The following is a 23927-nucleotide window of genomic DNA, read 5'->3' as shown; positions in this document are numbered from 1 at the left end:
CATGACATCAACGGGTTGTCTGTGACAGCGCGCACGTCAAGCCCAACACCCTCCGCACTTAACAGCGTGTGCAATTAACCCACGATCCAAGATCAGAAGGTTGTTTTTAACTTGGGCTGGCAATCTTCAGTCAGCGCCACGAGACATCATGGATGCCAGCGGGGCATTCTGCTTTGATACGGCTTCCTTAAGGCCATCAACATCCATGTTCTCGTCCTTGACGAACTCAATGAACATCATATTGACGTTGTTAAAAAGAAGTTCGCCCACCGCATCGCAATCAACCTCGCCCCGGACGACGCCGCGCTTCTGAAGCGCGCGAATCAGGTCACAGACCTGTTTGGACAGACGATGATCAAGGGCGGTATAGCGCTTTGAAAACGGCGTTTCGGGTTGGGCAATCGACAGCGACATTGCCGTGCGCCACATCTCCTTGGAGAGATATGTCAGGGAATGATCGTAATATTCCGCGATCAGTTCTGACAGGGCAGGAGCCACTCCTTCATGGTCGCGCGCGATGATGGCGTCCCCGGCGGCCAAGACTTCCTCGACCTCCATCGAGACCGTGGCCATCAGCATATCGCCCTTGTTCTTGAAGTAGTTATAGAACGTCCCGACAGACACGCCAGCCATTTCAGCGATGTCTTCGATGCGCGCACTGTCATAACCGACTTTGCGAAACAGGGTCGTTGCCGCCTCAAGAATACGGCGGTTTTTGTCGGCTTTCTTTTGGGCGCGCAGTCCTGTCATCGTCACTCCAGAAAAACTGAACGGGTTCAAAATTTACATTGACTCAAAAAATGAACACGTTCAATATTTTTTCAACGGTGCCGGAACGAGTACCGAACACCCAATCCAAGGGAGGCCTCAAATATGAAATCAGGGAGAGCCTATGTCTCGTCACGTTTCCACGGGGAAGACCCGCAATAAGTTTCTGAGCACCACTGCGACCTTCATTCTGGGCGCGGTTGCCATGTCGCACAGCGCACAGGCAACTGAAGAGCTCAATGCGCTTGTCTGGTGCGATCATACCGATCCGGCCTTGATTGAGCCGTTCGAGGAAAAATACGACGTCAAAGTCAATCTCAAGGAATATGAAGGTACGGGTGCCGGTCTTTCGATCATTGAACAATCCCGTCCGGGTGACTGGGATGTGTTTGTGATTGATGGGGTGGATGTCCACCGCGCAGTTGAAATGGGCGTTTTAGGGGAAATCCCGGCCGATGCCCTGCCGACGTCCGATATTTTCCCTGAAGTCGTGATGGCCGACAACAATGTGGTGGATGGCAAGACCTATGCCGTCACCGAAAAGTTTGGCTACAACACCATTTCGTTCGACAAGACCAAGGTTGACCCCAAAGACATGGAAGACATGTCGGTAATCTGGTCGGACAAATACGCCGGACGCATTGCCGTTTATGACTATTACCTGCCGGTGATCGGCCTTGTTGGGCTGGGTCTTGGCATTGACACAGCAGATCTTGGCGCGGACGACATGCCCGCGATCAAGGAAAAGCTGTTTGCCATGAAAAAGGTTTCCAAACAGGTTGGCGAAGTTGTTTCCTCGCAAACCGCGCTTGCAACCGGCGAGGTCGATATCCTTGTCGGTGGTGGTGAATGGATCACCGCCGTCCTTTCGGAAGAAAAACCCAATCTTGACTGGATCATCCCCAAACAGGGTGGTCTTCGCTGGGCGCAGTCGATCGGGGTGATGAAGGATTCTGAAAAGCCTGATCTTGCGCTGAAATTCGTTCAGTACATCATGAGCCCCGAAGGCCAGGCGCGTCTTGCGACATCTTCGTGCTTCTGGGGGATGCCGGCCAACGCCAAGGCAGGCGAGAACCTGACCGATGCCCAGAAAGCAGCACTGCGCTGGGATGATCAGGAAGGCTATCTCAAGAACTCTCAGCTTTACCCGATCCCGGATGCCGATCTCGATGCCGAGATGCAGGATGCCTGGGTCGAGATGCTCCAGCAGTAAGCAATCCCTTGTCTACTGCCACCTGCCGATGTCCCGCTTTTTGCGGGGCATCGGTTCCAACTTACGCTAAACTCAGCCAAACGGCGCCCCTCATCCCAAGCGCGTTACAAGCAATCAGCGCCACCAGGCCGATTGCGAAAAGGATACCGTTATGGCCACTGCCAGCCTTGAACAACGCGAAAATCGCCGCGCATGGGGCTTTGTCACCCCGGCCCTGCTGTGGACCGTCGCGTTTTTCGTTATTCCGTTTATCGTCATGGCCGCGATCAGCCTTGCGACCCGCAAGGGGCGCGAAATCGTCATGGCGTGGAATTTCGACAATTACATCGAATTTTTTGAAAAGGCCCATTTGCTTAAGGGTCTTTTCGTCTCGCTTGAAATCACCTTCACCGTCACGATCATCTCGGTGATTCTTGCCTATCCGCTGGCCTGGATCATTGCCGAACGGGTGCCGCAAAAATGGCAACGCATGGCACTGATCATGGCGATCCTGCCGTTTTGGACAAGCTATGTGGTGCGATCCTATTCGTGGCTTCTGGTGCTGGCGCAAAACGGGGTGATCAATAACACCCTGACCTATCTGGGTGTGATTTCCGAACCATTAGAACTGGCCAGCACGCGCACGGCTGCCGTGATCGGGTTCGTGCATTTCTTTGTCATGCTTTTGACCCTGACGATCTATGCCAATCTGGTGCAGATGCCGCCAAACTATCGCCGGGCCGCGGCCGATCTTGGCGCCAACGGTTTTCAGGTCTTCTGGCATGTTGTGTTACCGCTAACATTGCCGGGCATCATGGTCGGTGCGTTCCTGACCTTTGTGCTTTGCATCGGCGATTACATCACCCCACAAATCCTTGGCGGCAACAATGAACTGGCCCTGCCACAGGTCATCATGCTGCAACTGGGCCGCCGGGCCGATTTCCCGATGGCAGCGACCCTTTCGATCATTCTGATGGGGGTTGTCACCCTGGCCTACATCGCCTGCGCGCGCTGGCTGAAGATGGAGAGAACGTAAAATGATCTCTTCACGCTTTGCCAAACTGCTGTCCTGGTCCTATCTGATCGCGCTGTACGGCTTTATCTTTTTGCCCGTGGCAGTCCTTGTGCTGTTTTCGTTTCAGGATGGCCGTCTGCCCGTTCCGCCATTCAACGGCGCAACCCTTAAATGGTATGGCGAGGTGTTTGCAGATAGCCGCCTGATGTCAGCCCTTGGCAACTCTTTGATCGTCGCCATCGGATCGGCCACGGTTGCCTGCGTCCTTGGTTTCTGCGCAGCCTACGCGTTGGCGCGCTTTGTCCTGCCAGCATCACGGTTGCAACGTGGCCTTCTGATTTCGCCAATGACGGTGAGTTACCTCATTATCGCGCTTGGATTGCTCACCACGTTTAACTGGATTGGCGTTTCCCTGTCGCTTTGGACGGTTGGCATTGGTCATGTGGTGATAAATCTGCCGCTTTGCTTTGCGATTATCTATGCCTCGATGGGGGATCATCAGAAAAATATCGAACGCGCGGCCCGTGATCTTGGCGCTGCAGAGTGGCAGGTGATGACACAGGTATCCGCCCCGATGTTGATGCCATCGATCCTTGCGGCCTTTTTCCTGTCGGTGACGTTCAGTTGGGATGAATTCATCATCGCCTTCCTGCTGTCGCGCTTTGACGTCACCCTGCCGGTCGAAATCTGGAGCATGCTGCGTTCGGGCCTGAACCCGAAAACCAACGCGGTCGGAAGTGTTGTCTTCCTTGTATCGGTTGCGCTGCTGCTTATTCTTGAACTGATTGTCTTTAGAAGGACGGCAAAGAAATGACCGCCCCAGTCTCCATTCGCAATGTCTCCAAAATCTTTGGTGACTTTACCGCCCTTGACGATATCAACCTTGAAATCGCCGCCGGGGAATTCATCGTTCTGCTGGGTCCGTCGGGCTGTGGCAAGACCACCTTGCTGTCTCTTCTGGGCGGTTTTCTGTCGCCGACCAGTGGCGCGATTGAAATCAATGGCACGGATATGGGTGATGTCGCACCGGCCAAACGCCCGACCACCACGATGTTTCAGGATTATGCCCTGTTCCCGCATATGACGCTCCGCGACAATGTCGCCTTTGGTCTTAAGATGCGCAAGGTCGGCAAATCCGAACGCCACGCCAAGGCCGAAGAACTGCTTGATATGGTCGGTCTGAAAACATCAGCCAACAAGAAACCGCACGAACTTTCTGGCGGACAGCGTCAACGCGTTGCCCTTGCGCGTGCGCTTGCGGTTGAACCCGATGTCTTGTTGCTCGATGAACCGCTTGGCGCGCTGGATCTTAAATTGCGTCGTCAGATGCAGGACGAACTCAAGGCCATTCAGAAACGGGTTGGCACCACGTTCGTTCATGTCACCCACGATCAGGAAGAAGCCATGGCGATTGCCGATCGTATCGTGGTGATGAATGCCGGCAGGATCGAAGATGTCGGCAGCCCCGAAACCATCTATATGCACCCCAAAACGATTTTCACGGCAAGCTTCATGGGGGAAGTCAATTTCATCCCCGGCACGTTTGAAAGTGCGACCGAACGCACCATTTCCGTCAAAACACCGCTTGGCTCTGTCGAACTGCCCGAATTCGAATGCAGCGGCTTTGCCCCCGGCGCATCAGTGACCCTTGCCATTCGCCCGGAACATTTCCGCGCGAGCACCGGAACCGGGCCACGCATTACGCTGGGCAAGGCCAAGGTTGAAGACGGATCGTTCTTCGGCACCCATCATCGCGCGCATCTAAGCCCGCTTGACTACCCCAACATGACGATCACCGCCCACATGCCGCAATCCGCGATCATTGAACCCGGTGCATGGGTTGAACTGACCCTTGATCCGACCACGGTCGTGCTGTTGCATGGTCATCCGCCCCGCCCGACACAAGAAAGTGCGACCCTATGACGATCGACCGCGCCAAACCCGAAGACTGGTACAGCACCAAAATCGTCGGTGACGACGTAACCTATATCGGCGAACCGTTTATCGAAGAATTTTACCGCTGCAACATCTGGCATGTGCGCGGACGCGATGGGGATATGCTGGTTGATAGCGGCATGGGGGTTGTATCGCTGAGCGAATGGGTGCCGCTGGTGACTGAACGCAGCGTTCAGGCGGTTGCCAGCCACACCCATTTTGATCATATCGGCTGCCATCATGAATTCGAAAACCGTGTCTGCCACCGGTGCGAGGCCGATCTTCTGGCAGCGCCAACGCGCAAGAACACATTGGCCGATCCCTATGTAACCGACGAGATTTTCACAAAACTGCCGCCGCTTCCCTATTCCTCAACCACTTATGCCGTCAAGGCGGCACCGGCCACCCGGATTGTCGAAGATGGCGATGTGATTGATCTCGGCGACCGCCATTTTGAAGTGATCCATACGCCGGGGCATTCACCGGGCGGCATTGCGCTTTGGGAAAAGGCGACCGGCATTCTGTTTTCCGGCGACATTGTTTATGATGGACCTTTGATCGAAGACACTTATCATGCAAATGCAGCTGACTATGTGCAGTCCATGAAACGGCTTTACGATTTGCCGGTCAGGGTCGTGCATGGTGGACATTTTGCCAGTTACGGCGGCGAACGCCATCGCGAAATCATAAAAAACTGGCTGAGGGAACGAACCTGAGAACCGCGCAACCAGCGTCACCCGTGCCGGGGCATCAATGTTCCGGGCTGACACAACCAAACGATCAGGAAGGCTTCCTATGGATAACGCAGGCAAATTTTACATCAACGGCAAATGGGTTGACCCGATCTCTTCTGAAAAGATGGACGTGATTAACCCGGCCACCGAAGAAGTCATCACCCAAATCACGCTGGCCAGCGAAGAGGACGTGAATCTCGCCGTCGCCAGTGCCAAAAACGCCTTTGAAAACTATAGCCAGACAACGGTTGAACAGCGTCTTGGCTGGCTTGAAAACCTGCTTGCGATCTATAAGCGCCGCTACAGCGAAGTCGCCGATACCATCACTTCCGAACTCGGCGCGCCGAAAACCATGTCGCATGAACAGCAGGCCGCCGCTGGCACCGCGCATCTCGAAGATTTCATCGTCGCGCTTAAAAAGCTTAAAACCGAAGAAACGCTTTATAACGGCGAACATCTTCTGCGCGAACCCATCGGGGTTTGCGGCCTGATCACGCCATGGAACTGGCCGATCAACCAGATCGTGCTCAAGGTCATCCCGGCCCTCGCTACGGGCTGCACCTGTGTGCTCAAGCCATCTGAATTTACCCCGCTCAATGCGATGCTCTATGCCGAAATGATCCACGAGGCGGGCTTCCCGGCAGGTGCGTTTAACATGGTGCAGGGAGCAGGCCCGGTCGCCGGTGCGACCCTTTCGCGCCATCCCGATATCACCATGATGTCCTTTACCGGATCGACCCGGGCGGGCAAGGCGATCACCAAGGATGCGTCGGAAAACATCAAGCGCGTCACGCTGGAACTGGGCGGCAAATCACCCAACATCGTGTTTGACGATGTCGATATCGAAGACCGCATCGCCTGGAGTGTGAATGCCGTCTTTAACAATTCCGGCCAGACCTGCGATGCGCCGACCCGCATGCTGGTGCAACGTTCGATCTATGACGATGCGCTCAAGGTTGCCAAACGCGTTGGCGAAGAGGCATCGGTTGGCGATCCGACCAAGGAAGGCGATCACATCGGCCCGCTGGTCAGCCACATCCAGTTTGACCGGGTTCAGACGCTTATTCAGGCGGGCATCGATGAAGGGGCAACCGTTCTGGTCGGCGGTGCTGGCAAACCCGATGGCACCAACGAGGGCTACTTTGTCAAACCGACCATCTTTGCTGATGTGAACAACGACATGCGCATCGCGCGTGAGGAAATCTTTGGCCCGGTAGTGTCGATGATCCCGTTCGACACCGAAGAAGAGGCAATTGAGATCGCCAATGACACACCGTATGGCCTTGCGGCCTACGTGCAGACCCCGGATGCCCAAAAGGCCGACCGGGTTGCGCGCAAGCTCAAGGCGGGCATGGTGCTGCTTAATGGCTCCTCCCCGCTGGCGGGCAGTCCGTTTGGCGGCTACAAGCAATCGGGCAATGGCCGCGAAGGCGGGCTATTTGGCCTTGAAGACTTCATGGAAATCAAGATGATCCATAAGCTTTAAGCCAGACATATCATGATCATATCAAGGCCCCGGCACGTTCCGGGGCCTTTGTTGTTTTGGGCCTCGTAACCGCCACGGGTCAGGCGTCATGAATTCGTTATGACATAGGGCTGGTAATGATCGGCTTGCGCACTATAATCCCATCGTTAATCGATAAATTCAGCGATCCGGACAACGGATTGCGATTGGATTGGGAGACCTCCTATGAATGCAATGTCCTTTTCTGATATGGGGCTTGCAGCCTTGAAGCAGCGACAGTATGACGCCGCAATCAATATGCTGCGTCAGGCACTTGGCGAAGATATGGATAACCTTGATGCCCGGTTCGGACTGGCGCGCGCCCTGCACGAAAAAGGTTCGATCATCGAAGCAATCGGTGAGTATCGCACGGTGCTGCAATCTGATGGGGGTCATGAAGACTGCCTGCATCACATTGCACGCGCCCTGCTTGAAAACGGTGATCCGCGTTCGGCGTTAAACCACATTGATATTGTTCTGCGTGGCAAACCGACTGATCCTGACATGCTGGCACTGCGTGCGCAGGCACTGATCGCGCTGGAACGCTATGACGCAGCCCTTTCAGCCCTACAATCGGCATCCCATCATAATCCCGGTTCTGAAACCATCCACCGCCTGATCGCCAAATGCCATCGCGCCAACGAGGATTTTGAAAGTGAAAGGCGTGCGGTTGAACAGTTGCTGCGGATCAATCCGTCCTCGCTTGCTGCATCAAACGATCTGGGTGTGATCAATCTGCGCGAAGGCCATTTGATCGCGGCCTTTGAGGCGTTTGAACAAATCCTGTCGCAAAATGCCGAACATCCGCAGGCAACACTTAATCGTGCCATTACGCTGACCGTTATGGGCGGAATGGATCACGACGCGATCTGGAACCGGGTGATGGAAGTTTGCGACGAGATTGACGGGCTTGACGAGACCCGTGCGCAGGCGGACCAGCTTGCCAAACTGCCCGACGCGGCACGCAAAGGCACGGCCGAGGCAGATGCCCTGATCAGCCGGGCCGCGTTCGAAGACATCGACATTTGATCGGTTTGGCCTGACTTTCTGCGCATAAAACAGTTCGCGCGGGAACTGCATGCACTAATCGGCGTTTAATCATATGATGTCCATGCGTTTTCCCCGGTCCGGATCACGCGACAATCTTTGACCCTAAAGGGGTGTTTGCATCATGGTTCAGCGCCTGATCCGCGTCTGGGAGTTTCTGGCCTATAGCCTTTGGGTATCGCCGTTGCTGTTTGCATTGGGCGGTGCGGCTTTTGCGATTGGTGTCATGGCGCTGCCACAGGACTTGTTGCGCGACCTGTTTCCCGGCCTTTTGCCCGGTTTTACTGAAATCAAGGCCGTGCGGGGTTTGCTTGAAACACTGCTGGGTACGCTGGTCACCCTGACAACCTTTGCACTTTCGATCACGATGGTTGTCCTGACCCTTGCGGCAGGCTCGCTTGGGCCACGCATGATCCGCAACTTCATGGGCGATAACAAAACCCAGAATGCCCTTGGCATCTTTGTCGGCAGCATTCTGTTTTTGATCACCTCCCTGATGCTGATGGGGGAAAAACCGGAATCTGCGCCGGTACCGCATCTGGCTGTCACGGTCGGTATCGCGCTGTTTGTCATCAGTGTTTTTGTCCTGATCCTGTTTGTGCACCACCTTGGCCGCTCGATCGTTGCCGACGAGGTCATTCAGCGTGTCGGCAGAAACCTTGAAGAAACCATTCAATCGGCCTGCACCACCCTGACCGATCCGATTACGGCTGCGGAAAAAGCCAAGACCACCCTGCCCGATCCACAAGACATTCCGCAGGATCAGGCTATTTCCATCGGGTCATCGGGATATGTGCAGGGTGTCGACTATGAAAAACTCTGCGAAATCGCCAAGGGAACCGATACCCGTATCTCGCTTGTCATTCGCGCCGGGCAGCATGTGCTTGTCGGCGATGTCGTCGGACACATCATGCCCCTGAACAATGAGCTTTCCAACGACGCAAAAGACAGCATCAAGCAATGCCATGATGACATTCTTGAAGCGATCATGATCGGATCGCATCGCACGGCCATGCTTGATGTCGAGTTCGCCCTGCGCCAGATCGTTGAAGTGGCCTTGCGCGCCCTGTCGCCGGGCATCAATGATCCATTTACCGCAATTGCCGCGATCTATCGTCTGGGCGAAGCGCTGCCCCATGCCATGCAGTTTCGCTATCCGGTCGGCATCTGGCGCGATGATGCGAACGAAGTCCGCCTGCAGGCGCTGATGTCGGATTTCGAAGGTATGCTGGGCGCTGCCTATGACCAGATCCGCCAATCTGCCACCGGCAAGCCCGATGTATTGCTGCCGATGGTGGAAATCCTGGAAAGCCTGATCCGACTGGCGCACACTGAAAATCAGCGCGAAGTCTTGCGCACCCACGCCCGCATGATCGCCAGTGCCGCCGAACGTGACATCCCCGAAGAAAACGACCGAAAAACCGTCGTTCGGGCCGCCACCCGTGTTCTGCATCATCAGGAACCAACGAAAAATCCCGACGGCGAAGACAGCGCATAAACCGCAAGAATGGTCAGGCAATGTTTTGTATTTCCGGGCACACTGATGAAATCACATCAGCACCCAAGCCCGCCCGAAAGCCATGCCAATGACCGACTGCCCGCAAGATCCCCTGCAAACCCGGTTTGCCCGTGTCATCGCCCATATCGATGCAAATGCAGATCGCCAGATGGACTTGACTGAACTGGCCGGGATTGCGGCCTATTCACCCTTTCATTTTCATCGTCAATTCGCCGCCCTGTTTGACATGACCGCAACCCGGTATATGCGACTGGTCCGGATGCGGCGTGCGGCGCACAGCCTGTTGTTTCGCAAAAATACGTCGATCACGGATATCGCCTTTGACGCCGGGTTCGAGAACGCGGAATCCTTTTCGCGCGCCTTTCGAAAGCTCCATGATCAAAGCCCGTCAGACTTTCGCAGCCATCCCGATTGGGATAACTGGCAAGCCCCGTATGAGAAACTTCAACATATTCGGAGGAACACGATGACCGGCACGGAATCTGACAACGTCACCATCATCGAATTCCCGGAAACCCGAACAGCCTGCATGGATCATATTGGCCCGCCAGCCCGGATTGGTGAAACCATTCAGCGGTTTATTGCCTGGCGCAAGGCGCATCATTTACATCCGTCAAAACATGCAACATTCAACATCGTCTGGTGCAATCCCGAAGATACCCCAGCCGACGCCTTCCGCATGGGCCTTGCGGTTGCGACCGATCAGGACCTGACAAACGAAGACCGCGAAATGGGCCTGACCAACATAACCTTGCCCGCCGGACGTTACGCCAAATTGCGCCATACCGGCAGCGATCAGACACTTGGCGACAGCGCATTGGCACTTTATCGCGACTGGCTACCGCAAAGCGGAGAAACGCCGGGTGACTTCCCATTGATCTTCCAACGGATCGCATTTTATCCCGACGTCGCCGAACACGAGGCAATCACGGATATCCTTTTGCCGCTGGCCTAGCACGCAATCCTCAGACAAAACAAAAGGGCCCCTATTGGGGCCCTTTCTATTCATCAGACGTTTGTTAGCTTAATTGTCCAGAGCCATCTCTTCCGCCTCTTCTTCGAGAGCATCCACACTCACATCGGTTGAACCCTCACGGTTAGGCTTAATCTTCGGAGCAGATTTTCTCCAAGCGACAAGATTCTGTCCAACCTCTTGATAAAACTCAGGAACAATCTGCTCCAACAGTGCGATGAAATTAGTCTGCTGAGTAAATTTGGCACCAACTCTGCGCGATAGCAGGATATGGAAACCAAGGACTTGCATCCCCTCTTTCCCAGTTTCAGAAATCGCAGCATCTTCTCTAAGCTCTTCAAGCGGGTAAAGTGTCGACTCACTGCTACCTGGCCACATCAGGCGAATATGTATGTCTGGCGTGCTAACTGTTTTTAGTTGCCTCAATAGCCAGTTAACTCTGGCCTTAGTCGACTTTTTGTCTTCCGGTGCCCTCAGGAACATCTCAACCGAGATAGTGCGTGTCATCAAGTTCGCATAAATCTCCACCGGAGATGCTGCGTCAGGCACATTCAAAACTGCGCCGAGACGCTTTGTTTCTCTCAGACTTGCGAACTCTTCCTTAAGTCTCAAATTGGGATCATCAAGATGCTTGCGAGGTAGCTTTTCGCGTACCAAGGCCTCTGTTTTACGGGTCAATATTAAGGATAGGTCTCGCGTTTCTTGATGCCAAGCTTCCAGAACCGCCAATGCTGCTTCAGACTTAGCGGGAATGGCTTCTGATGCAGACACCAACTTATTCAACTCTGTCCACTCTGGCGGCATTCTATCAAAGCCTTTGATGCCCGTACTTTCATGGGTCAAAAACCGCTTAAGCTCATTTAGCAGATAAAGCTGATCGGGATCAGCGATCTCATCGTTGCTGATCAACAGGTCAGCAGTAGTAAGAATGAACATCCAAGACCAATGGTAAACGGGAATTCTCGAACGACTTTTCCTTACCGATTGCAAAGGGTGGTTCTCAGGGCGAGATGTGAATTGGTTTGAAACTGTTATTACACAATCCACGCCGTGGAGTTTTGCCAAATTGCGATAACGGTCCACTTGGTCGTCATCAAGCAAATTCGAGCCCACCTTTGTCTCGATAAGAGCGCGCCACTCGCGTTTACCTGTTCGCACAATCAGCAAGCCGTCTGGTCTGTCCTTTGAAGCAGTCTTGTCTCCTGCAAAAACGATCTCGGTAAAGGCTTCAACAGATGACGTCTTTCCGACGCGCAGATTGACAGACTTCAAAAGACTTCGCCCAAGTTCATGAATGCTCGTCAGGCAACTTAGAACAACGGCAGTTGTTCTTCCCTCTTTCGAAGTAGTGGCTAGTACAGGAAACAGACGAGCAGCTTCGCCTTGTGACAAATAATCCGGCTTCATTTTTACCCCCCTTAGACACAACCCAAGGTTATCTCTCAGAGCGCTGGTCATGCAACCCAAAGATAAGTTTTTGGGGCGCGATGTAGTTCGAAACACCATAAAAAAGGGCCCCGGTTGGGGCCCTTTCTATTCATCAGACTTTTGATCGTCGGGATCGCTTAGCCAGCGATATGTGCCTCGATCGCGGCCAGTGCGGCGTCGGCTTGTGACGGATCAGAACCGCCGCCCTGCGCCATGTCCGGGCGGCCACCGCCACCCTTGCCGCCGAGTTTTTCAACACCGATGCGCACAAGATCGACTGCGCTGTATGTGTCTTTGAGGTCTTCGGTCAGGCCGACAACGATGGACGCCTTGCCACCGTCACCCGAAACGAGTGCGACAATGCCCGAACCCATCTGATCGCGGAGCTCGTCAACCATGCCTTTGAGTTCCTTGGCCGGAATACCTTCAAGCGACCGCAGCGCCATTTTAACGCCATTGACTTCCTTGAACGCATCGCCGCCCGAAGCTGCACCGGAACCAGCCGTTGCCAGCTTCTTGCGCAAATCAGACACTTCGCGTTCCAGACGACGACGTTCTTCCTGCAGCGCCTTGACGCGGGCCGGGACATCTTCCGGCACAGCCTTAAGGTCAGCCGCGACAGAAGTCAGAACGTTTTCACGGGCCGACATGTATTTCGCCGCATCGGCACCGGTCAGTGCTTCGATACGACGCACACCACTTGAAACCGCCCCTTCGGAGACGATTTTGAACATGCCGATATCGCCAGTGCGTTTGACATGCGTACCGCCGCAAAGCTCAAGCGAATAGGCATGTTCATTGGCAACCGGTTCGCCCATCGACACAACGCGGACTTCATCGCCGTATTTCTCGCCAAACAGCGCCATCGCGCCGAGTTCAATCGCCTCGTCCGGGGTCATCAGACGGGTGGTGACTTCGCTGTTTTCGCGGATCAGGCTGTTAACGTCGGCCTCAATCACTGCGGCTTCCTCGGCCGTGACGGCCTTCGGATGCGAGATATCGAAACGCAGACGATCCGCTGCAACCAACGACCCCTTCTGGGTCACGTGATCGCCAAGATGCTTGCGCAGAACCGCATGCAGCAAGTGGGTGGCAGAGTGGTTGGCACGCAGGCTTGAACGACGGGTATGATCAACGCGGAATTCCGCCGCATCGCCAACCTTAACGTCGCCTTCGGTCACTTTGCCCAGATGCACATGCAGGGCACCCAGTTTTTTCTGGGTATCGCTGATTTCGATGATTGCGCCGTTTTCGGTTTTGATCACACCGGCATCGCCCTGCTGACCGCCAGACTCACCAAAGAAGGTGGTCTGGTTGGCAAGGACAGCGACTTCGTCACCCTTCGATGCGGTTTTGACTTCGGCACCATCCTTGATCAGGGCGGTGATCACGCCTTCGGCGGTTTCGGTTTCATAGCCCAGGAACTCGGTCGCGCCATCACGGTCATTGATGTCAAACCAGACTTCCTCGGTCGCCGCTTCGCCCGAACCGGACCAGGCCGCACGGGCCTTGGCTTTCTGTTCTTCCATGGCGGTGGTGAAGCCGTCTTCATCAATACCGATTTTGCGTTCTTTAAGCGCATCGGCGGTCAGATCAAGCGGGAAGCCATAAGTGTCATAAAGCTTGAACGCAACTTCGCCCGAAAGGGTTGCGCCAGCATCCATGCCATCGGTCGCGTCATCAAGCATCTTGAGACCGCGATCAAGCATGGTTTTAAAGCCCTGCTCTTCAAGCTTCAGCGTTTCTTCGATCAAGGCCTGTGCACGGACCAGTTCCGGGAAAGCCCCGCCCATTTTGCGGACCAGTGCCGGGACCAGTTCATGCATCACCGGATCTTGCGTTCCGATCATGTGCAGATGGCGCATCGCACGGCGCATGATACGGCGCAGAACGTTACCACGACCGGCATTGGACGGCAGAACACCATCGGCAATCAGGAAGCTGGTCGAACGCAGATGGTCGGCAACCACGCGGTGCGACACATTGTTCGGGCCATCCGGGTCGGTGTTGGTGGCATCCGCCGATGCTTCGATCAGCGCACGCATCAGATCGATGTCGTAGTTGTCGTGCTTGCCCTGCAGAACAGCCGCAATACGTTCCAGACCCATGCCGGTATCAATGGATGGTTTTGGCAGGTCGACACGTTCGCCATTTGCCATCTGCTCGTACTGCATAAAGACGAGGTTCCAGATTTCAATGAAACGGTCGCCGTCTTCTTCCGGGCTGCCCGGAGGGCCACCCCAGATGTGATCGCCATGATCAAAGAAGATTTCCGAGCACGGACCACACGGGCCGGTATCGCCCATCGACCAGAAGTTGTCCGAGGTCGGGATACGAATGATGCGATCATCGGTCAGCCCGGCGATCTTTTTCCAAAGACCATGTGCCTCGTCATCGGTGTGATAAACCGTAACCAGAAGCTTGTCAGCCGGAAGACCGTATTCTTTCGTGATCAGGTTCCAGGCGAATTCAATCGCGTTTTCCTTGAAATAGTCGCCAAACGAGAAGTTGCCGAGCATTTCAAAGAAGGTGTGATGACGCGCAGTATGACCGACATTTTCAAGGTCGTTATGCTTGCCCCCGGCGCGCACGCATTTCTGCGAGGTCGCGGCACGCGAATAATCGCGGTGTTCCTGGCCGGTGAAAACGTTCTTGAACTGGACCATCCCGGCGTTGGTGAACATCAGGGTAGGGTCATTGCGCGGCACCAGCGGGCTGGAGGAAACGACTTCGTGGCCGTTCTTGCGGAAGAACTCCAGAAACGTGGTGCGGATATCGTTAACGGTCTGCATATCTCTCCAACCCGGAAAACGCGGAACAACTGCGCCCGCCATGCTGGCGAACGGACTGCCCTATTTAGCGGCTCGGCCCTGACCTGTCCAGTCAGGCGAAAGGAGTCCGGGGCATTTGCCGCAAGTTTTCCGAAAATAAGGGATCAGATGGCTTTCAAACCGCTTTTGCACAGGCAAAATTCAGCGTGATCAAAGCAAAAATGTGAATCGGTCACGGTTCATCGCCTCAACAAACCCGACAGCCTCGAACCCAAGCCCCTGCAACAGTTTACGCGATGCGACGTTTTCAGGATGGGCAAAAGCTGTCAGTTGCTTGATTGTGGTCGCTTCACGGGCATGCTCAAGTGCAGCAACAGCCAATTCACGGCCAAAGCCCTGCCCCCAAGCGGTCGGGGCGAAGTAATAGCCAAGTTCAGGTCCCCATCCGGGATCGAACGGATCGGTATAAAGCCCACCCCAACCGATGATGGTGCCGGTTTCGCGTATCCTGACAACCCATGGCGCAAACCCGTCGCGGCGCCGGAACCATTCATGCACCAGCACCCGCTTGCGACAGGCACGCAAGCTTTCATCAAAATGGGTGAAGCGCATCGCAATACGATCACCAAGGAAAGCATAAAGATCAGGGATGTCAGCCCGCCGTGGCACAGAGAGTTCAAGACGCTCGGTGTAAAGGCGGCTTGTGCCCGGACTAATCGTCTGCACTTTCCTGGATCGTTTTACCAAGGTTTTCCATATCGCGACCGAACCCTTCGGCGGTTTCACAGGCACCAAGGGCAAGACCAAAGCCAAGAACCATCAGGATGGCCAGAAGACGCTTCGTGATCGTTTCCATCTTTTCAGGATGCTCCACATTCAAGTCCGACTAACGGGCATTTCACCCGTCTTTTTGTTTATCGCGACAGTTTGGCGTGCTGCATCTCTGCGTGCAACTGTTATCGCGATGGCTGGTTTTGGTCGGAACGCGAAAAGGACGCCGAAATGGCGTCCTCATTCTAGGTGCGTTGCTCGTATCGCAGATATGCAAGTGTCTAAATCAGACCGGCGGACGACGGCCGCGGAATGCGTTGACCACAAGGGAAATCACAAACAGCGCGATAAAGACAAAGAACAGAATCTTTGCAAAGCCAACGAAGGCACCGGCAAGTCCGCCAAAGCCGAGAACGGCGGCGATCAGTGCCAAAATCAAACAAAATACTGCCCAACCTAACATGTTTTTATCTCCTTTGTCGGTTTGTGCCGACAGACCATCGGCGCGCTTTATTCAGACGCTGCCAAATGGTCCGTCAGCGACACAAGTAAGGACAAACTTATCAATCAATCAGCTTCGTCCTGAATGGCTTCACCGGCATCTTCGACATCTTCGCCAAAGCCTTCGGCGGTTTCACAGGCAGCAAGGCCAAGGCCCATGCCCGAAATCATCAGGATCGCGAAAAGTTTTTTCATCGTATTCGACATGATCTTTCTCCTGTTTACTCTTTTCGATGCTCACAGGAATTCTAACGATGACAACCATCGATTGTTCCCAACAACACCGTTCATCACTTCGTTTTGAAGATAAAAAGGCATTGGAAACGCACAGTTTTCCAATGCCTTGCGCAATCATGATCATTTTGAGGCACTTGGCGAAAGCGGGAATCAAAAGCGATCCCCGCGCGCTTAATCATGCATTATCAGGCCGGTTCAGGAAGCTTCTGAACTCAAGGAGAGATACTGACTGATTTCATCAATAATCTGCTGGTGGATCAGGGCACGATCCGTGCCTTCCGGGTCAGAGCAGATCGGATCGTCATCCATCTCGGCCAGAAGTTCGGCAGCACCCGGGACACATTCCCCCAGGAAAGTCAGATGATCGGCCGGGGCAAAAACGGCATAGGACGGGTTATCGAGTTTCCCCAAAAGGCCACTTCCCGTATCTGTCAGATCCGCGGCCTTCCAACCATGTTCGCGCCCCAAACGGATAAACAGTAAATCGGGATCAACATCGGCAAGGCTGGCATCATTGACCGCAAACGTCATGCCGGGCTCTATGGCAACGAACTGCGAAATGCGGGTGTCTTTTGATCCAGTTTCAAAATCCTTGGAGAGTTGATCGAGATGCACGCCGCCTTTTTGCAGGAACGCACAATCCTGAACCTCATTGCCAAACTTCAGGCAGTAATCGCGATAGGCATCGCGGTCAAAGCGCAACCCGGCAAGATTAAGCACTGTCGCACCACCCAGCGAAAAACCCGCTGCCGATATGCGGTCCGTATCGATATAGGGTTCGAACTCCGGACTGGCGAGGACCTGATCAAGGGCAGCATGCATGTCCTTGGCACGCAGGCCAAGATCAGCCAGGCGGCGCGGGGATGAGTCGCCCGATGTGCTTCCGGGATGATTGACCGCGAGCACCATCGCCCCGCGCAGCGCCAGCTCAGACGATAACCAGCCAATCGCATCCATGTTCCCGCCCGAGCCGTGCGAGAGCAAAATCAACGGGTGCTTGCCCGGTTGCACCGCCGCCCCGATATAGGCATCGATGCTTTGCCAAAGCGCGCTTTTGTTGACCGGCGCGCGATAGATAAATGTATCGGCCGGATACCAGATTGAGGCCGCAATTGGTCGCGACCGATGGGCTGCATCAACATCAAATCGATCATAGCCCGCAAGGTCTTTACCGGCATGGGCCGGGTTGGACGCCAGGGTTGCAAAAAGGCCAATGGCAAGGGTCAGTGCAGAAGTTACGTGTTTCATGATTTCAATCCGTGTTCTAAGTTTCACGGACATCAAATTGCATGTGCTTTGCGGTTTCTGGCGTCCTCGAACCGGTTTAAGGACGTGCAAAACCGGTTTTGGGACATGCCCGCCCGGATAACGCCCGTCTGGATAGTGCCGCCACCATGATTGCCTTACCCGTTCCGTTGATTGTTGCCCTGCTGCTGGGCTTTTTGTTTGTCCGGGCCGTGTTGTTTGAAAAGACATCGCGCCTTTTAGGCGCACTTTTGCTGGCCTGTGCTGTTCAAAGCATTGTGGTGTCGCTGGTGCATTACTACGGCGTCATGGATTTACGGCTTGTGCAGCCGGTCACCGCATCCTTGATACCCGCACTGGCATGGGTCGCCTTTCTTGAAGGCGGGGTACGCCCGCGTCTTCAATTCAGCGACATCTTTCATCTTGCCGCACCGGTTGTTATGGCGGGTGTGGTGGTCCTCGTCCCAATCCTGATTGATGCGCTGCTGGGCGGATTGTTTGTTGGTTACGGGCTTGCCATTCTGCTGGCCCTGCATCGCCAGGGTAATGATCTGGCCCATATGCGTCTGGCATCTGGCCCGGTACCTGCCTTGATCTGGCGGGTGATTGCCATTGCCCTGATCGTCTCGGCGCTGAGTGACGCGCTGATTTCGGCGGCACTGCAATTGGGGGCAGAACGCGCACCGGGCATCATCCTTAGCATCTTTTCATCGCTGGCCCTGCTGGCCATCGGCTTTCTTGCCCTGTCACCTGCCATTGCCATGGCGCGTGATGGCGACGAAGCAGTGGAAGTCCAAAGCACTGATCGGGAAGAACCGAAAGCAGATCCCGACATTCCGGTGGCAGAGATCATGGCACAGCTTGAAGAACTGGTTGGGCGCGAAAAGCTGTATCTTGATCCGGATTTGACACTGGCGCGCATCGCACGGCGGCTGGGATATCCGCTAAAACAGGTTTCAACCGCAATCAACGCACAGACCGGTGAAAACGTGTCGCGCTATATCAACAAACACCGTATCGAGCATGCCTGTCGCGCACTGGAAGCCGGGGAAAATGTCACCGACACCATGTTGGGCAGCGGCTTTAACACCAAATCGAACTTCAATCGGGAATTCTTGCGCATCACCGGCAAAACGCCCAGCCAATGGCAAAAGCAAACAGTTACCACGCGCTAAACTCGATAAGCCGTTCGAAACCAGCCGATTGAGGTAGACTTCAAAGTCAATCTAGAACCGGGCGCATGAAGCTGCGCTCATACGAAATGATGCTGCGATTGCGCGCCTCCATCTCAAAGACGTCTTGGCATTCCGCATCCTTGGCCATGCGTTCGCGGTAATCCTCATAATCTGCGAGGCTAGGAAAGCTAAACAGTGCATAGGCGACGTTGCTGGCCCCTTCATGGGGCAAGAAGTAGCCATGATGGGTCCCGCCCATGCGATTGACGATCGGGATCCATCGTTTGGCATAGGTTTCGAATTCAGGGATTTTGTGGCTGTCGATAATGTATTTCAGATAGCACGTGACCATAGGCGGAGCTCCGTCAGAAGGAATGCGAACAAAAAAGGCGGGATACGTCTGCACCCCGCCCCTTTGAAATCATGTCGCAAGATGGATCGGATCAATCGTCGTTGACCGGGTCCTCTTCGCTCATATTGGTCATGGCTTCGGCGATCAGACCGGCACTTTCGCGAATGCTGGTTTCGATCTCCTTGGTCATTTCCGGATTTTCACGCAGGAAGCTTTTGGCATTCTCGCGGCCCTGACCGATACGGGTCGAGTTATATGAGAACCAGGAACCCGATTTCTCGACGATGCCAGCCTTGACGCCAAGATCAAGGATTTCACCCATCTTGGAGACGCCTTCGCCATACATGATGTCAAACTCAACCTGCTTGAACGGCGGGGCCATCTTGTTTTTGACGACCTTGACGCGCGTCTGGTTGCCGACGACCTCGTCACGGTCCTTGATCTGACCGATACGGCGGATATCAAGACGAACCGACGCATAGAATTTAAGCGCGTTACCACCGGTGGTGGTTTCCGGGCTGCCAAACATCACACCGATCTTCATGCGGATCTGGTTGATGAAGATGACCATGCAGTTCGACCGCGAGACCGAACTGGTCAGTTTACGCAGTGCCTGGCTCATCAGGCGGGCCTGAAGGCCAACATGGGTATCACCCATTTCGCCTTCGAGTTCGGCACGCGGTACAAGGGCAGCAACCGAATCGACGACCAGAACATCAATTGCACCGGAACGCACAAGCGTATCGGCGATTTCAAGCGCCTGCTCACCGGCATCGGGCTGAGAAATCAGGAGTTCGTCGGTATTTACGCCCAGTTTGCGGGCATATCCCGGATCCAGGGCATGCTCGGCATCAACAAAGGCGCAGGTACCGCCAAGTTTTTGCGCCTCTGCAACGGTATGGAGGGCAAGTGTGGTTTTACCCGAACTTTCCGGACCGTAGATTTCGACGATACGGCCACGCGGCAAACCACCGATACCAAGCCCGATATCAAGACCGAGCGAACCGGTTGAAATTGCGGAGATATCAACGGCGCTTTCCCGCTGACCCAGCTTCATAATCGAACCTTTGCCAAATGCCCGTTCGATCTGCCCAAGGGCGGCTTCGAGTGCCTTCTGCTTATCCATAGTATCCTTATCCACCAAATGCAGCGCGGTCTGAATCATTGCTCGAACTCTCTTATTCCACAGGGCCGGGTTGGATGCAACGCAGGCGGTTCCCCGGACCTAAATGCGGAACGCCACCGCTAGAATGTTTTGCCTGTTTCACAGCCTGCCACTGTGTTCCTGCCGACAAAACAGTTGAGAACATAATGCGAACATTCTCACAAAAATTCAGATGTTGCAAGTTTGTTCTCATTTATGTGCCTCTCACTGCGGAGAGTTGTTTAATCGCACGTTCGCCACGCACTGCGTTAATGAGGATGATTGAAGCCCGAATGAATGGATGAGGGGCACCAGATCAAAGCGATACCAATGGCGTAAGATGACAGCCCGAAAGGACAGGCGGAACGGACATAATTGGACGTCCTGCACATTTATTTGGATTCTGAGCACATTGTATTCCAGCGGGCAGGCTATATGCTTCTTGCATCGCGTCCCAAACGCGTATCCCTCAGGGGATGGGAGGTGCAGTTGTCAACTGCCTTGCGATTTTAAGAGCCGTCGCACGGTGATCGAACAGCTCCCTCCCGACATTGGGATTTCCCCATGCCATAACGCCCTTAATTCGGCCCGGTCACAGCGTGCTATCAGGTGGTGATTTTCAGATGTTCGTGCTTGTGGGCATGTCCATGATGATCATGACCGTGATGATGGCTTTCGACATGCAATTCACCGGGAACGGTATAAAGCTGCCCGTGGCGCACGCCGGGCTGTGCCAGCACCTTGTCGGCAAAGGCACGGATTTCCGACAGCCGTCCGCGCAAGGTCACGCTTTCAAGGCACGTATCGTGATCAACATGGAAATGCACGGTCGAGACCGTAAGGTTGTGATGTTCATGCTGGGTGCTCATCAGACGGGATGCCAGCATGCGTTCTTCGTGATCATAGACATAGTTCAGAACAGCGATACCAACCCCGTCAGCATTGTCTTCCAGCTTGGTATTCTGAAGCTTCTCGCGGATCAGATCACGAAAGCCCTCTGAGCGGTTGGTATAGCCGCGGTGATCAAGAAAAGTGTCAAACGCCTCCATCAGATCGTCTTCAATCGATACGGTCACACGGGTCATGTTGACTACCTTTCACAACTAACGGCTTGACGAGTATGATCTTTTTTGAAAAGTTCATACCGACATTGTTTTTCCATTAAACCAATTTCCCAAAGGATCGCAAATGTTTCAACCAAAGTTCGCAACCAGCATGGTGATTGGTGCGGTAACGCTCCTGATCGGTATGTCGGCAAACGCCCATGAATTCATCGCAAGCCACACACCGGCAAATGCGAAACCGGGCGAGACTGCGACACTTGCCCTTGATTCGACCCATCAGTTTGGCCTTCCCGAAGAAGCAGAAGGCAAAAAAGATGTCCGCGCCACGTTGATTACCACGGATGGCAAGAACGACATTGCGATTTCGGTCAATGACGATGCCCCCAATCTGATCGGCACGTTTGACATCCCGAAAAACGCTGGCTGGATTTCTGCCCATCGTTTGGGTGTTGTCTGGTCACAAACCCCGGATGGTTGGCAAGCAGGTGGCGCAGACGAGCATCCTGATGCCGTTACATCGAAACGTTATGAAAAGTTTGCCAAGCTTCTGACCGGTGGCCAAGACGCAAACGAATTGGTCACCCAACCGATTGGCGACACACTTGAAATCGTCCCGCTTCGCGATCCGCGTGACACCAAGGTTGGCGAAGATGCCGAATTCCAGATTCTTCTCAATGGTCAGCCTTTGACAACTTCGGTTCTGGCGACCTATGCCGGATTTACCGAAACGCCGGCCTCCTGGGCCTATGCGACCGAAACGCTGAATACTGAAAATGGCAGCGGCATTGCGAAGGTCCGGGTTTCCGCCCCCGGCCTGTGGATCGTGCGTGTTGCGACCGACGTCCCCGATGCCGAGGAAGGCGTTAATGGTCATAACATTCGCGCCACCCTGTCCTTTGCCGTCGACGAATAATGATGGCACGGATCGCTTTTTCCCGATTGTCAGTTCTGATGGCCCTGCTGTTTGCAGGGCCATTGGTCGCACCCGCCCCGGCCAATGCACATGGTGCCGGTTGGCAGGTTGAAGATACCGGCAACACCAAAACCTATCGCTTTGGATATACCGACGGCTCCCCCATGGCCTTTGCAGAGGTTGTTGTGACAACCAAGGACGGCAAGGTCTGGCAAAAGGCGCGCACGGATCGGGTTGGCCAATTTTCCATCGGGCTGGGTAACCTTCCCGCTCTAAAAGACCCCAAACCCGATCTTGATATCAAGGTGGCCGATGGCATGGGTCATGTTGTGCAATTGACCTATCAACCGAACAGCGCGGCTGGTGGGCAACAAGGCTCTGCAACACCCTCGCCAACCACCATGCAAGGAACACCGGCACTGCTTGATCTGCCAATTTGGGCCAGCATCCTGTTTGGCTGCAGCCTTCTGCTAAACCTGTTCGGGGGACTTTTAATCTGGCAGCGCCGCCAGATGGCACGAAAAGCTTCGAACTGATCAGGGCATGAACAGCAAGGCCACGCCAACGAACGCAAGGCACGTGCCCGCCACCGCCTGCACACCAACCGGTTTGCGCAAGATCAGGCCTTCATAGACAATCAGCAGCACGGGCGGCAGGGCCATCAGGGTTGAGGCAATGCCGACATTGGCGTTTTGCACCGCCAGCATCGACAACCAAACCCCGACTGCGGGCCCGATAAACGCACCAAGCAGAAGCCACTTGCCCACATCTGGCGCGATACAGGCCGTGACCGTGCGCCGAACCCGCCCGAGAATGACCGCAAGCCCCCACATCGCGATGACCGCGACCAACGTTCGGATCCAGCTGGCCGACAGGGCGGAATATCCGTCGATCAGGGCATATTTTGCGGTGATCAAATTGGCCACCTGCCCGATCGCACCACCAAGACCAAACAGAATACCCACCGCGTAATCGCGGCCGACCAGCCCGACCGGACGTCCCTTTTTACCCAAAATGACAATCAGGATGCCGCCAACACCACAGGCAATCCCGGTAATCTCGACAGGACGCAGGGTTTCATCAAACAACAGCCACGCCAAAACCGTGCCCATGATTGGCACGGTCGACATCAGAAGCATCGATAGCCGCGCCCCGATCATCACAAAGGCTTGAAACAACAGGGCATCGCCGATCACCAGCCCCAACACCGAGGAAAGCGACAACCAGCCAAGCTGTTCCCATGTCACGGAATTGGGCCAGGGTTGCCCTTCGAGGATCCAATGCAGCACCGTCAGACAAAAGATCGAGCAGGCCAGACGCCCGCGATTGACCGTCTGAGCCCCTGCCTTGCCGCCGACATTGGAAAAAATCATGCTGGAACTGGCCCAGCAGAGCGCCGCCGTAAAGGCAGCAGCCTCGCCAAACAGGGGGATCATGGGGCGCGTTTCCAAAACAGTTTATCTGTCCGGCCTCAGGGCCGGTTGGGTTTCAGGGTCGTGGTGGATCGACCCTTTCACTCATACAGCGCAAATTCGGGATGATTTGCAATGGCTATTATTGCATGGCGTGCCCTTGGTCGAACTGCGGATGATGGCAAACCTGCTTTGCAGAGGCACGCTGTTTGACGTCGCCCGCTACG

24 protein-coding genes are annotated in these 23927 nt (G+C 54.7%); 12 read left to right on the top strand and 12 right to left on the bottom strand.

What is annotated here, in order from left to right:
• Positions 1 to 126 precede the first annotated feature (126 nt).
• A complete protein-coding gene (locus HED22_RS14390; protein ID WP_167723439.1) occupies positions 127 to 750 on the bottom strand; it encodes a TetR/AcrR family transcriptional regulator in 624 nt (207 codons plus the stop codon).
• A 142-nt stretch (positions 751 to 892) separates the two neighbouring features.
• Between HED22_RS14390 and HED22_RS14385 the strand changes: the two genes are divergently transcribed.
• The 9 genes from HED22_RS14385 (at position 893) to HED22_RS14345 (ending at position 10669) form a co-directional block, all read left to right on the top strand.
• A complete protein-coding gene (locus tag HED22_RS14385; protein ID WP_167723438.1) occupies positions 893 to 1981 on the top strand; it encodes a PotD/PotF family extracellular solute-binding protein in 1089 nt (362 codons plus the stop codon).
• Positions 1982 to 2132: 151 nt separating this feature from the next.
• On the top strand, positions 2133 to 2996 hold the full coding sequence (locus HED22_RS14380) for an ABC transporter permease (protein WP_167723436.1): 864 nt from the start codon (positions 2133 to 2135) through the stop codon (positions 2994 to 2996).
• 1 nt (position 2997) lies between these two features.
• On the top strand, positions 2998 to 3789 hold the full coding sequence (locus HED22_RS14375; protein WP_167723434.1) for an ABC transporter permease: 792 nt from the start codon (positions 2998 to 3000) through the stop codon (positions 3787 to 3789).
• The gene (locus tag HED22_RS19815; RefSeq protein WP_167723433.1) at positions 3786 to 4898 is read left to right on the top strand and encodes an ABC transporter ATP-binding protein; all 1113 of its coding nucleotides are present in this window, start codon (positions 3786 to 3788) and stop codon (positions 4896 to 4898) included. The genes HED22_RS14375 and HED22_RS19815 overlap by 4 nt, the downstream gene beginning before the upstream one ends.
• Entirely contained in the window at positions 4895 to 5626 is a 732-nt protein-coding gene (locus tag HED22_RS14365) for an MBL fold metallo-hydrolase (protein WP_167723430.1), read from the top strand. The genes HED22_RS19815 and HED22_RS14365 overlap by 4 nt, the downstream gene beginning before the upstream one ends.
• 79 nt (positions 5627 to 5705) lie before the next feature.
• Positions 5706 to 7130 (top strand): aldehyde dehydrogenase family protein, encoded by a 1425-nt coding sequence (locus tag HED22_RS14360; RefSeq protein WP_167723428.1) that lies wholly within the window; start codon positions 5706 to 5708, stop codon positions 7128 to 7130.
• A 204-nt stretch (positions 7131 to 7334) separates the two neighbouring features.
• Entirely contained in the window at positions 7335 to 8177 is an 843-nt protein-coding gene (locus HED22_RS14355; protein ID WP_167723425.1) for a lipopolysaccharide assembly protein LapB, read from the top strand.
• 142 nt (positions 8178 to 8319) lie between these two features.
• Positions 8320 to 9693 carry a DUF2254 domain-containing protein gene (locus tag HED22_RS14350; RefSeq protein ID WP_167723423.1) on the top strand — a complete coding sequence of 458 codons (1374 nt, stop codon included), beginning with the start codon at positions 8320 to 8322 and terminating at the stop codon, positions 9691 to 9693.
• 88 nt (positions 9694 to 9781) lie between these two features.
• Entirely contained in the window at positions 9782 to 10669 is an 888-nt protein-coding gene (locus tag HED22_RS14345; protein ID WP_167723421.1) for a GyrI-like domain-containing protein, read from the top strand.
• A gap of 69 nt (positions 10670 to 10738) precedes the next feature.
• Here HED22_RS14345 and HED22_RS14340 read toward each other — a convergent pair whose 3' ends face one another.
• The 7 genes from HED22_RS14340 to HED22_RS14310 all read right to left on the bottom strand — a co-directional run bounded on the left by HED22_RS14340 (position 10739) and on the right by HED22_RS14310 (position 17643).
• Positions 10739 to 12094: a hypothetical protein gene (locus HED22_RS14340; RefSeq protein ID WP_167723419.1), complete on the bottom strand. Its 1356-nt coding sequence runs from the start codon at positions 12092 to 12094 to the stop codon at positions 10739 to 10741.
• A gap of 158 nt (positions 12095 to 12252) precedes the next feature.
• A complete protein-coding gene (gene alaS / locus HED22_RS14335) occupies positions 12253 to 14907 on the bottom strand; it encodes an alanine--tRNA ligase (protein WP_167723416.1) in 2655 nt (884 codons plus the stop codon).
• Between the two features lie 189 nt (positions 14908 to 15096).
• A complete protein-coding gene (locus HED22_RS14330; protein WP_167723414.1) occupies positions 15097 to 15612 on the bottom strand; it encodes a GNAT family N-acetyltransferase in 516 nt (171 codons plus the stop codon).
• On the bottom strand, positions 15599 to 15742 hold the full coding sequence (locus HED22_RS14325; RefSeq protein ID WP_167723412.1) for an entericidin A/B family lipoprotein: 144 nt from the start codon (positions 15740 to 15742) through the stop codon (positions 15599 to 15601). Before HED22_RS14325 ends, HED22_RS14330 begins: the two co-directional genes overlap by 14 nt.
• Before the next feature lie 201 nt (positions 15743 to 15943).
• Positions 15944 to 16120 (bottom strand): DUF1328 domain-containing protein, encoded by a 177-nt coding sequence (locus HED22_RS14320; RefSeq protein ID WP_167723410.1) that lies wholly within the window; start codon positions 16118 to 16120, stop codon positions 15944 to 15946.
• A gap of 104 nt (positions 16121 to 16224) precedes the next feature.
• Positions 16225 to 16365 (bottom strand): entericidin A/B family lipoprotein, encoded by a 141-nt coding sequence (locus HED22_RS14315; RefSeq protein ID WP_167723408.1) that lies wholly within the window; start codon positions 16363 to 16365, stop codon positions 16225 to 16227.
• A gap of 225 nt (positions 16366 to 16590) precedes the next feature.
• Entirely contained in the window at positions 16591 to 17643 is a 1053-nt protein-coding gene (locus tag HED22_RS14310) for a hypothetical protein (RefSeq protein ID WP_167723407.1), read from the bottom strand.
• 98 nt (positions 17644 to 17741) lie between these two features.
• Here HED22_RS14310 and HED22_RS14305 point away from each other — a divergent pair, with 98 nt between their 5' ends.
• Complete coding sequence (locus HED22_RS14305) at positions 17742 to 18815, top strand: AraC family transcriptional regulator (RefSeq protein WP_254870063.1); 1074 nt, start codon at positions 17742 to 17744, stop codon at positions 18813 to 18815.
• 46 nt (positions 18816 to 18861) lie between these two features.
• On the opposite strand, the gene HED22_RS14300 is transcribed toward HED22_RS14305, so the two are convergent.
• The 3 genes from HED22_RS14300 to nikR all read right to left on the bottom strand — a co-directional run bounded on the left by HED22_RS14300 (position 18862) and on the right by nikR (position 21396).
• On the bottom strand, positions 18862 to 19167 hold the full coding sequence (locus HED22_RS14300) for an NIPSNAP family protein (RefSeq protein WP_167723405.1): 306 nt from the start codon (positions 19165 to 19167) through the stop codon (positions 18862 to 18864).
• Between the two features lie 91 nt (positions 19168 to 19258).
• Complete coding sequence (gene recA / locus HED22_RS14295; RefSeq protein WP_167723403.1) at positions 19259 to 20332, bottom strand: recombinase RecA; 1074 nt, start codon at positions 20330 to 20332, stop codon at positions 19259 to 19261.
• A gap of 584 nt (positions 20333 to 20916) precedes the next feature.
• Positions 20917 to 21396 carry a nickel-responsive transcriptional regulator NikR gene (gene nikR, locus HED22_RS14290; protein WP_167723401.1) on the bottom strand — a complete coding sequence of 160 codons (480 nt, stop codon included), beginning with the start codon at positions 21394 to 21396 and terminating at the stop codon, positions 20917 to 20919.
• Positions 21397 to 21499: 103 nt separating this feature from the next.
• Between nikR and HED22_RS14285 the strand changes: the two genes are divergently transcribed.
• Positions 21500 to 22288 carry a DUF4198 domain-containing protein gene (locus tag HED22_RS14285; RefSeq protein ID WP_167723399.1) on the top strand — a complete coding sequence of 263 codons (789 nt, stop codon included), beginning with the start codon at positions 21500 to 21502 and terminating at the stop codon, positions 22286 to 22288.
• 2 nt (positions 22289 to 22290) lie between these two features.
• The gene (locus tag HED22_RS14280) at positions 22291 to 22824 is read left to right on the top strand and encodes a hypothetical protein (RefSeq protein ID WP_167723397.1); all 534 of its coding nucleotides are present in this window, start codon (positions 22291 to 22293) and stop codon (positions 22822 to 22824) included.
• On the opposite strand, the gene HED22_RS14275 is transcribed toward HED22_RS14280, so the two are convergent.
• Complete coding sequence (locus tag HED22_RS14275; RefSeq protein WP_167723395.1) at positions 22825 to 23724, bottom strand: DMT family transporter; 900 nt, start codon at positions 23722 to 23724, stop codon at positions 22825 to 22827.
• Between the last annotated feature and the right edge of the window lie 203 nt (positions 23725 to 23927).

Source organism: Thalassospira sp. HF15 (assembly GCF_011806525.1).
Classification (GTDB): domain Bacteria; phylum Pseudomonadota; class Alphaproteobacteria; order Rhodospirillales; family Thalassospiraceae; genus Thalassospira.
Note: the sequence above shows the minus strand (reverse complement) of the source record. Positions and strands in the feature narration are given on the sequence as shown.

Coding starts and splice junctions, on each gene's coding strand:
- HED22_RS14390 (WP_167723439.1), bottom strand. CDS start 750: ATGACAGGACTGCGCGCCCAAAAGAAAGCCGACAAAAACCGCCGTATT.
- HED22_RS14385 (WP_167723438.1), top strand. CDS start 893: ATGTCTCGTCACGTTTCCACGGGGAAGACCCGCAATAAGTTTCTGAGC.
- HED22_RS14380 (WP_167723436.1), top strand. CDS start 2,133: ATGGCCACTGCCAGCCTTGAACAACGCGAAAATCGCCGCGCATGGGGC.
- HED22_RS14375 (WP_167723434.1), top strand. CDS start 2,998: ATGATCTCTTCACGCTTTGCCAAACTGCTGTCCTGGTCCTATCTGATC.
- HED22_RS19815 (WP_167723433.1), top strand. CDS start 3,786: ATGACCGCCCCAGTCTCCATTCGCAATGTCTCCAAAATCTTTGGTGAC.
- HED22_RS14365 (WP_167723430.1), top strand. CDS start 4,895: ATGACGATCGACCGCGCCAAACCCGAAGACTGGTACAGCACCAAAATC.
- HED22_RS14360 (WP_167723428.1), top strand. CDS start 5,706: ATGGATAACGCAGGCAAATTTTACATCAACGGCAAATGGGTTGACCCG.
- HED22_RS14355 (WP_167723425.1), top strand. CDS start 7,335: ATGAATGCAATGTCCTTTTCTGATATGGGGCTTGCAGCCTTGAAGCAG.
- HED22_RS14350 (WP_167723423.1), top strand. CDS start 8,320: ATGGTTCAGCGCCTGATCCGCGTCTGGGAGTTTCTGGCCTATAGCCTT.
- HED22_RS14345 (WP_167723421.1), top strand. CDS start 9,782: ATGACCGACTGCCCGCAAGATCCCCTGCAAACCCGGTTTGCCCGTGTC.
- HED22_RS14340 (WP_167723419.1), bottom strand. CDS start 12,094: ATGAAGCCGGATTATTTGTCACAAGGCGAAGCTGCTCGTCTGTTTCCT.
- alaS (WP_167723416.1), bottom strand. CDS start 14,907: ATGCAGACCGTTAACGATATCCGCACCACGTTTCTGGAGTTCTTCCGC.
- HED22_RS14325 (WP_167723412.1), bottom strand. CDS start 15,742: ATGGAAACGATCACGAAGCGTCTTCTGGCCATCCTGATGGTTCTTGGC.
- HED22_RS14320 (WP_167723410.1), bottom strand. CDS start 16,120: ATGTTAGGTTGGGCAGTATTTTGTTTGATTTTGGCACTGATCGCCGCC.
- HED22_RS14315 (WP_167723408.1), bottom strand. CDS start 16,365: ATGTCGAATACGATGAAAAAACTTTTCGCGATCCTGATGATTTCGGGC.
- HED22_RS14310 (WP_167723407.1), bottom strand. CDS start 17,643: ATGAAACACGTAACTTCTGCACTGACCCTTGCCATTGGCCTTTTTGCA.
- HED22_RS14300 (WP_167723405.1), bottom strand. CDS start 19,167: ATGGTCACGTGCTATCTGAAATACATTATCGACAGCCACAAAATCCCT.
- recA (WP_167723403.1), bottom strand. CDS start 20,332: ATGATTCAGACCGCGCTGCATTTGGTGGATAAGGATACTATGGATAAG.
- nikR (WP_167723401.1), bottom strand. CDS start 21,396: ATGACCCGTGTGACCGTATCGATTGAAGACGATCTGATGGAGGCGTTT.
- HED22_RS14285 (WP_167723399.1), top strand. CDS start 21,500: ATGTTTCAACCAAAGTTCGCAACCAGCATGGTGATTGGTGCGGTAACG.
- HED22_RS14280 (WP_167723397.1), top strand. CDS start 22,291: ATGGCACGGATCGCTTTTTCCCGATTGTCAGTTCTGATGGCCCTGCTG.
- HED22_RS14275 (WP_167723395.1), bottom strand. CDS start 23,724: ATGATCCCCCTGTTTGGCGAGGCTGCTGCCTTTACGGCGGCGCTCTGC.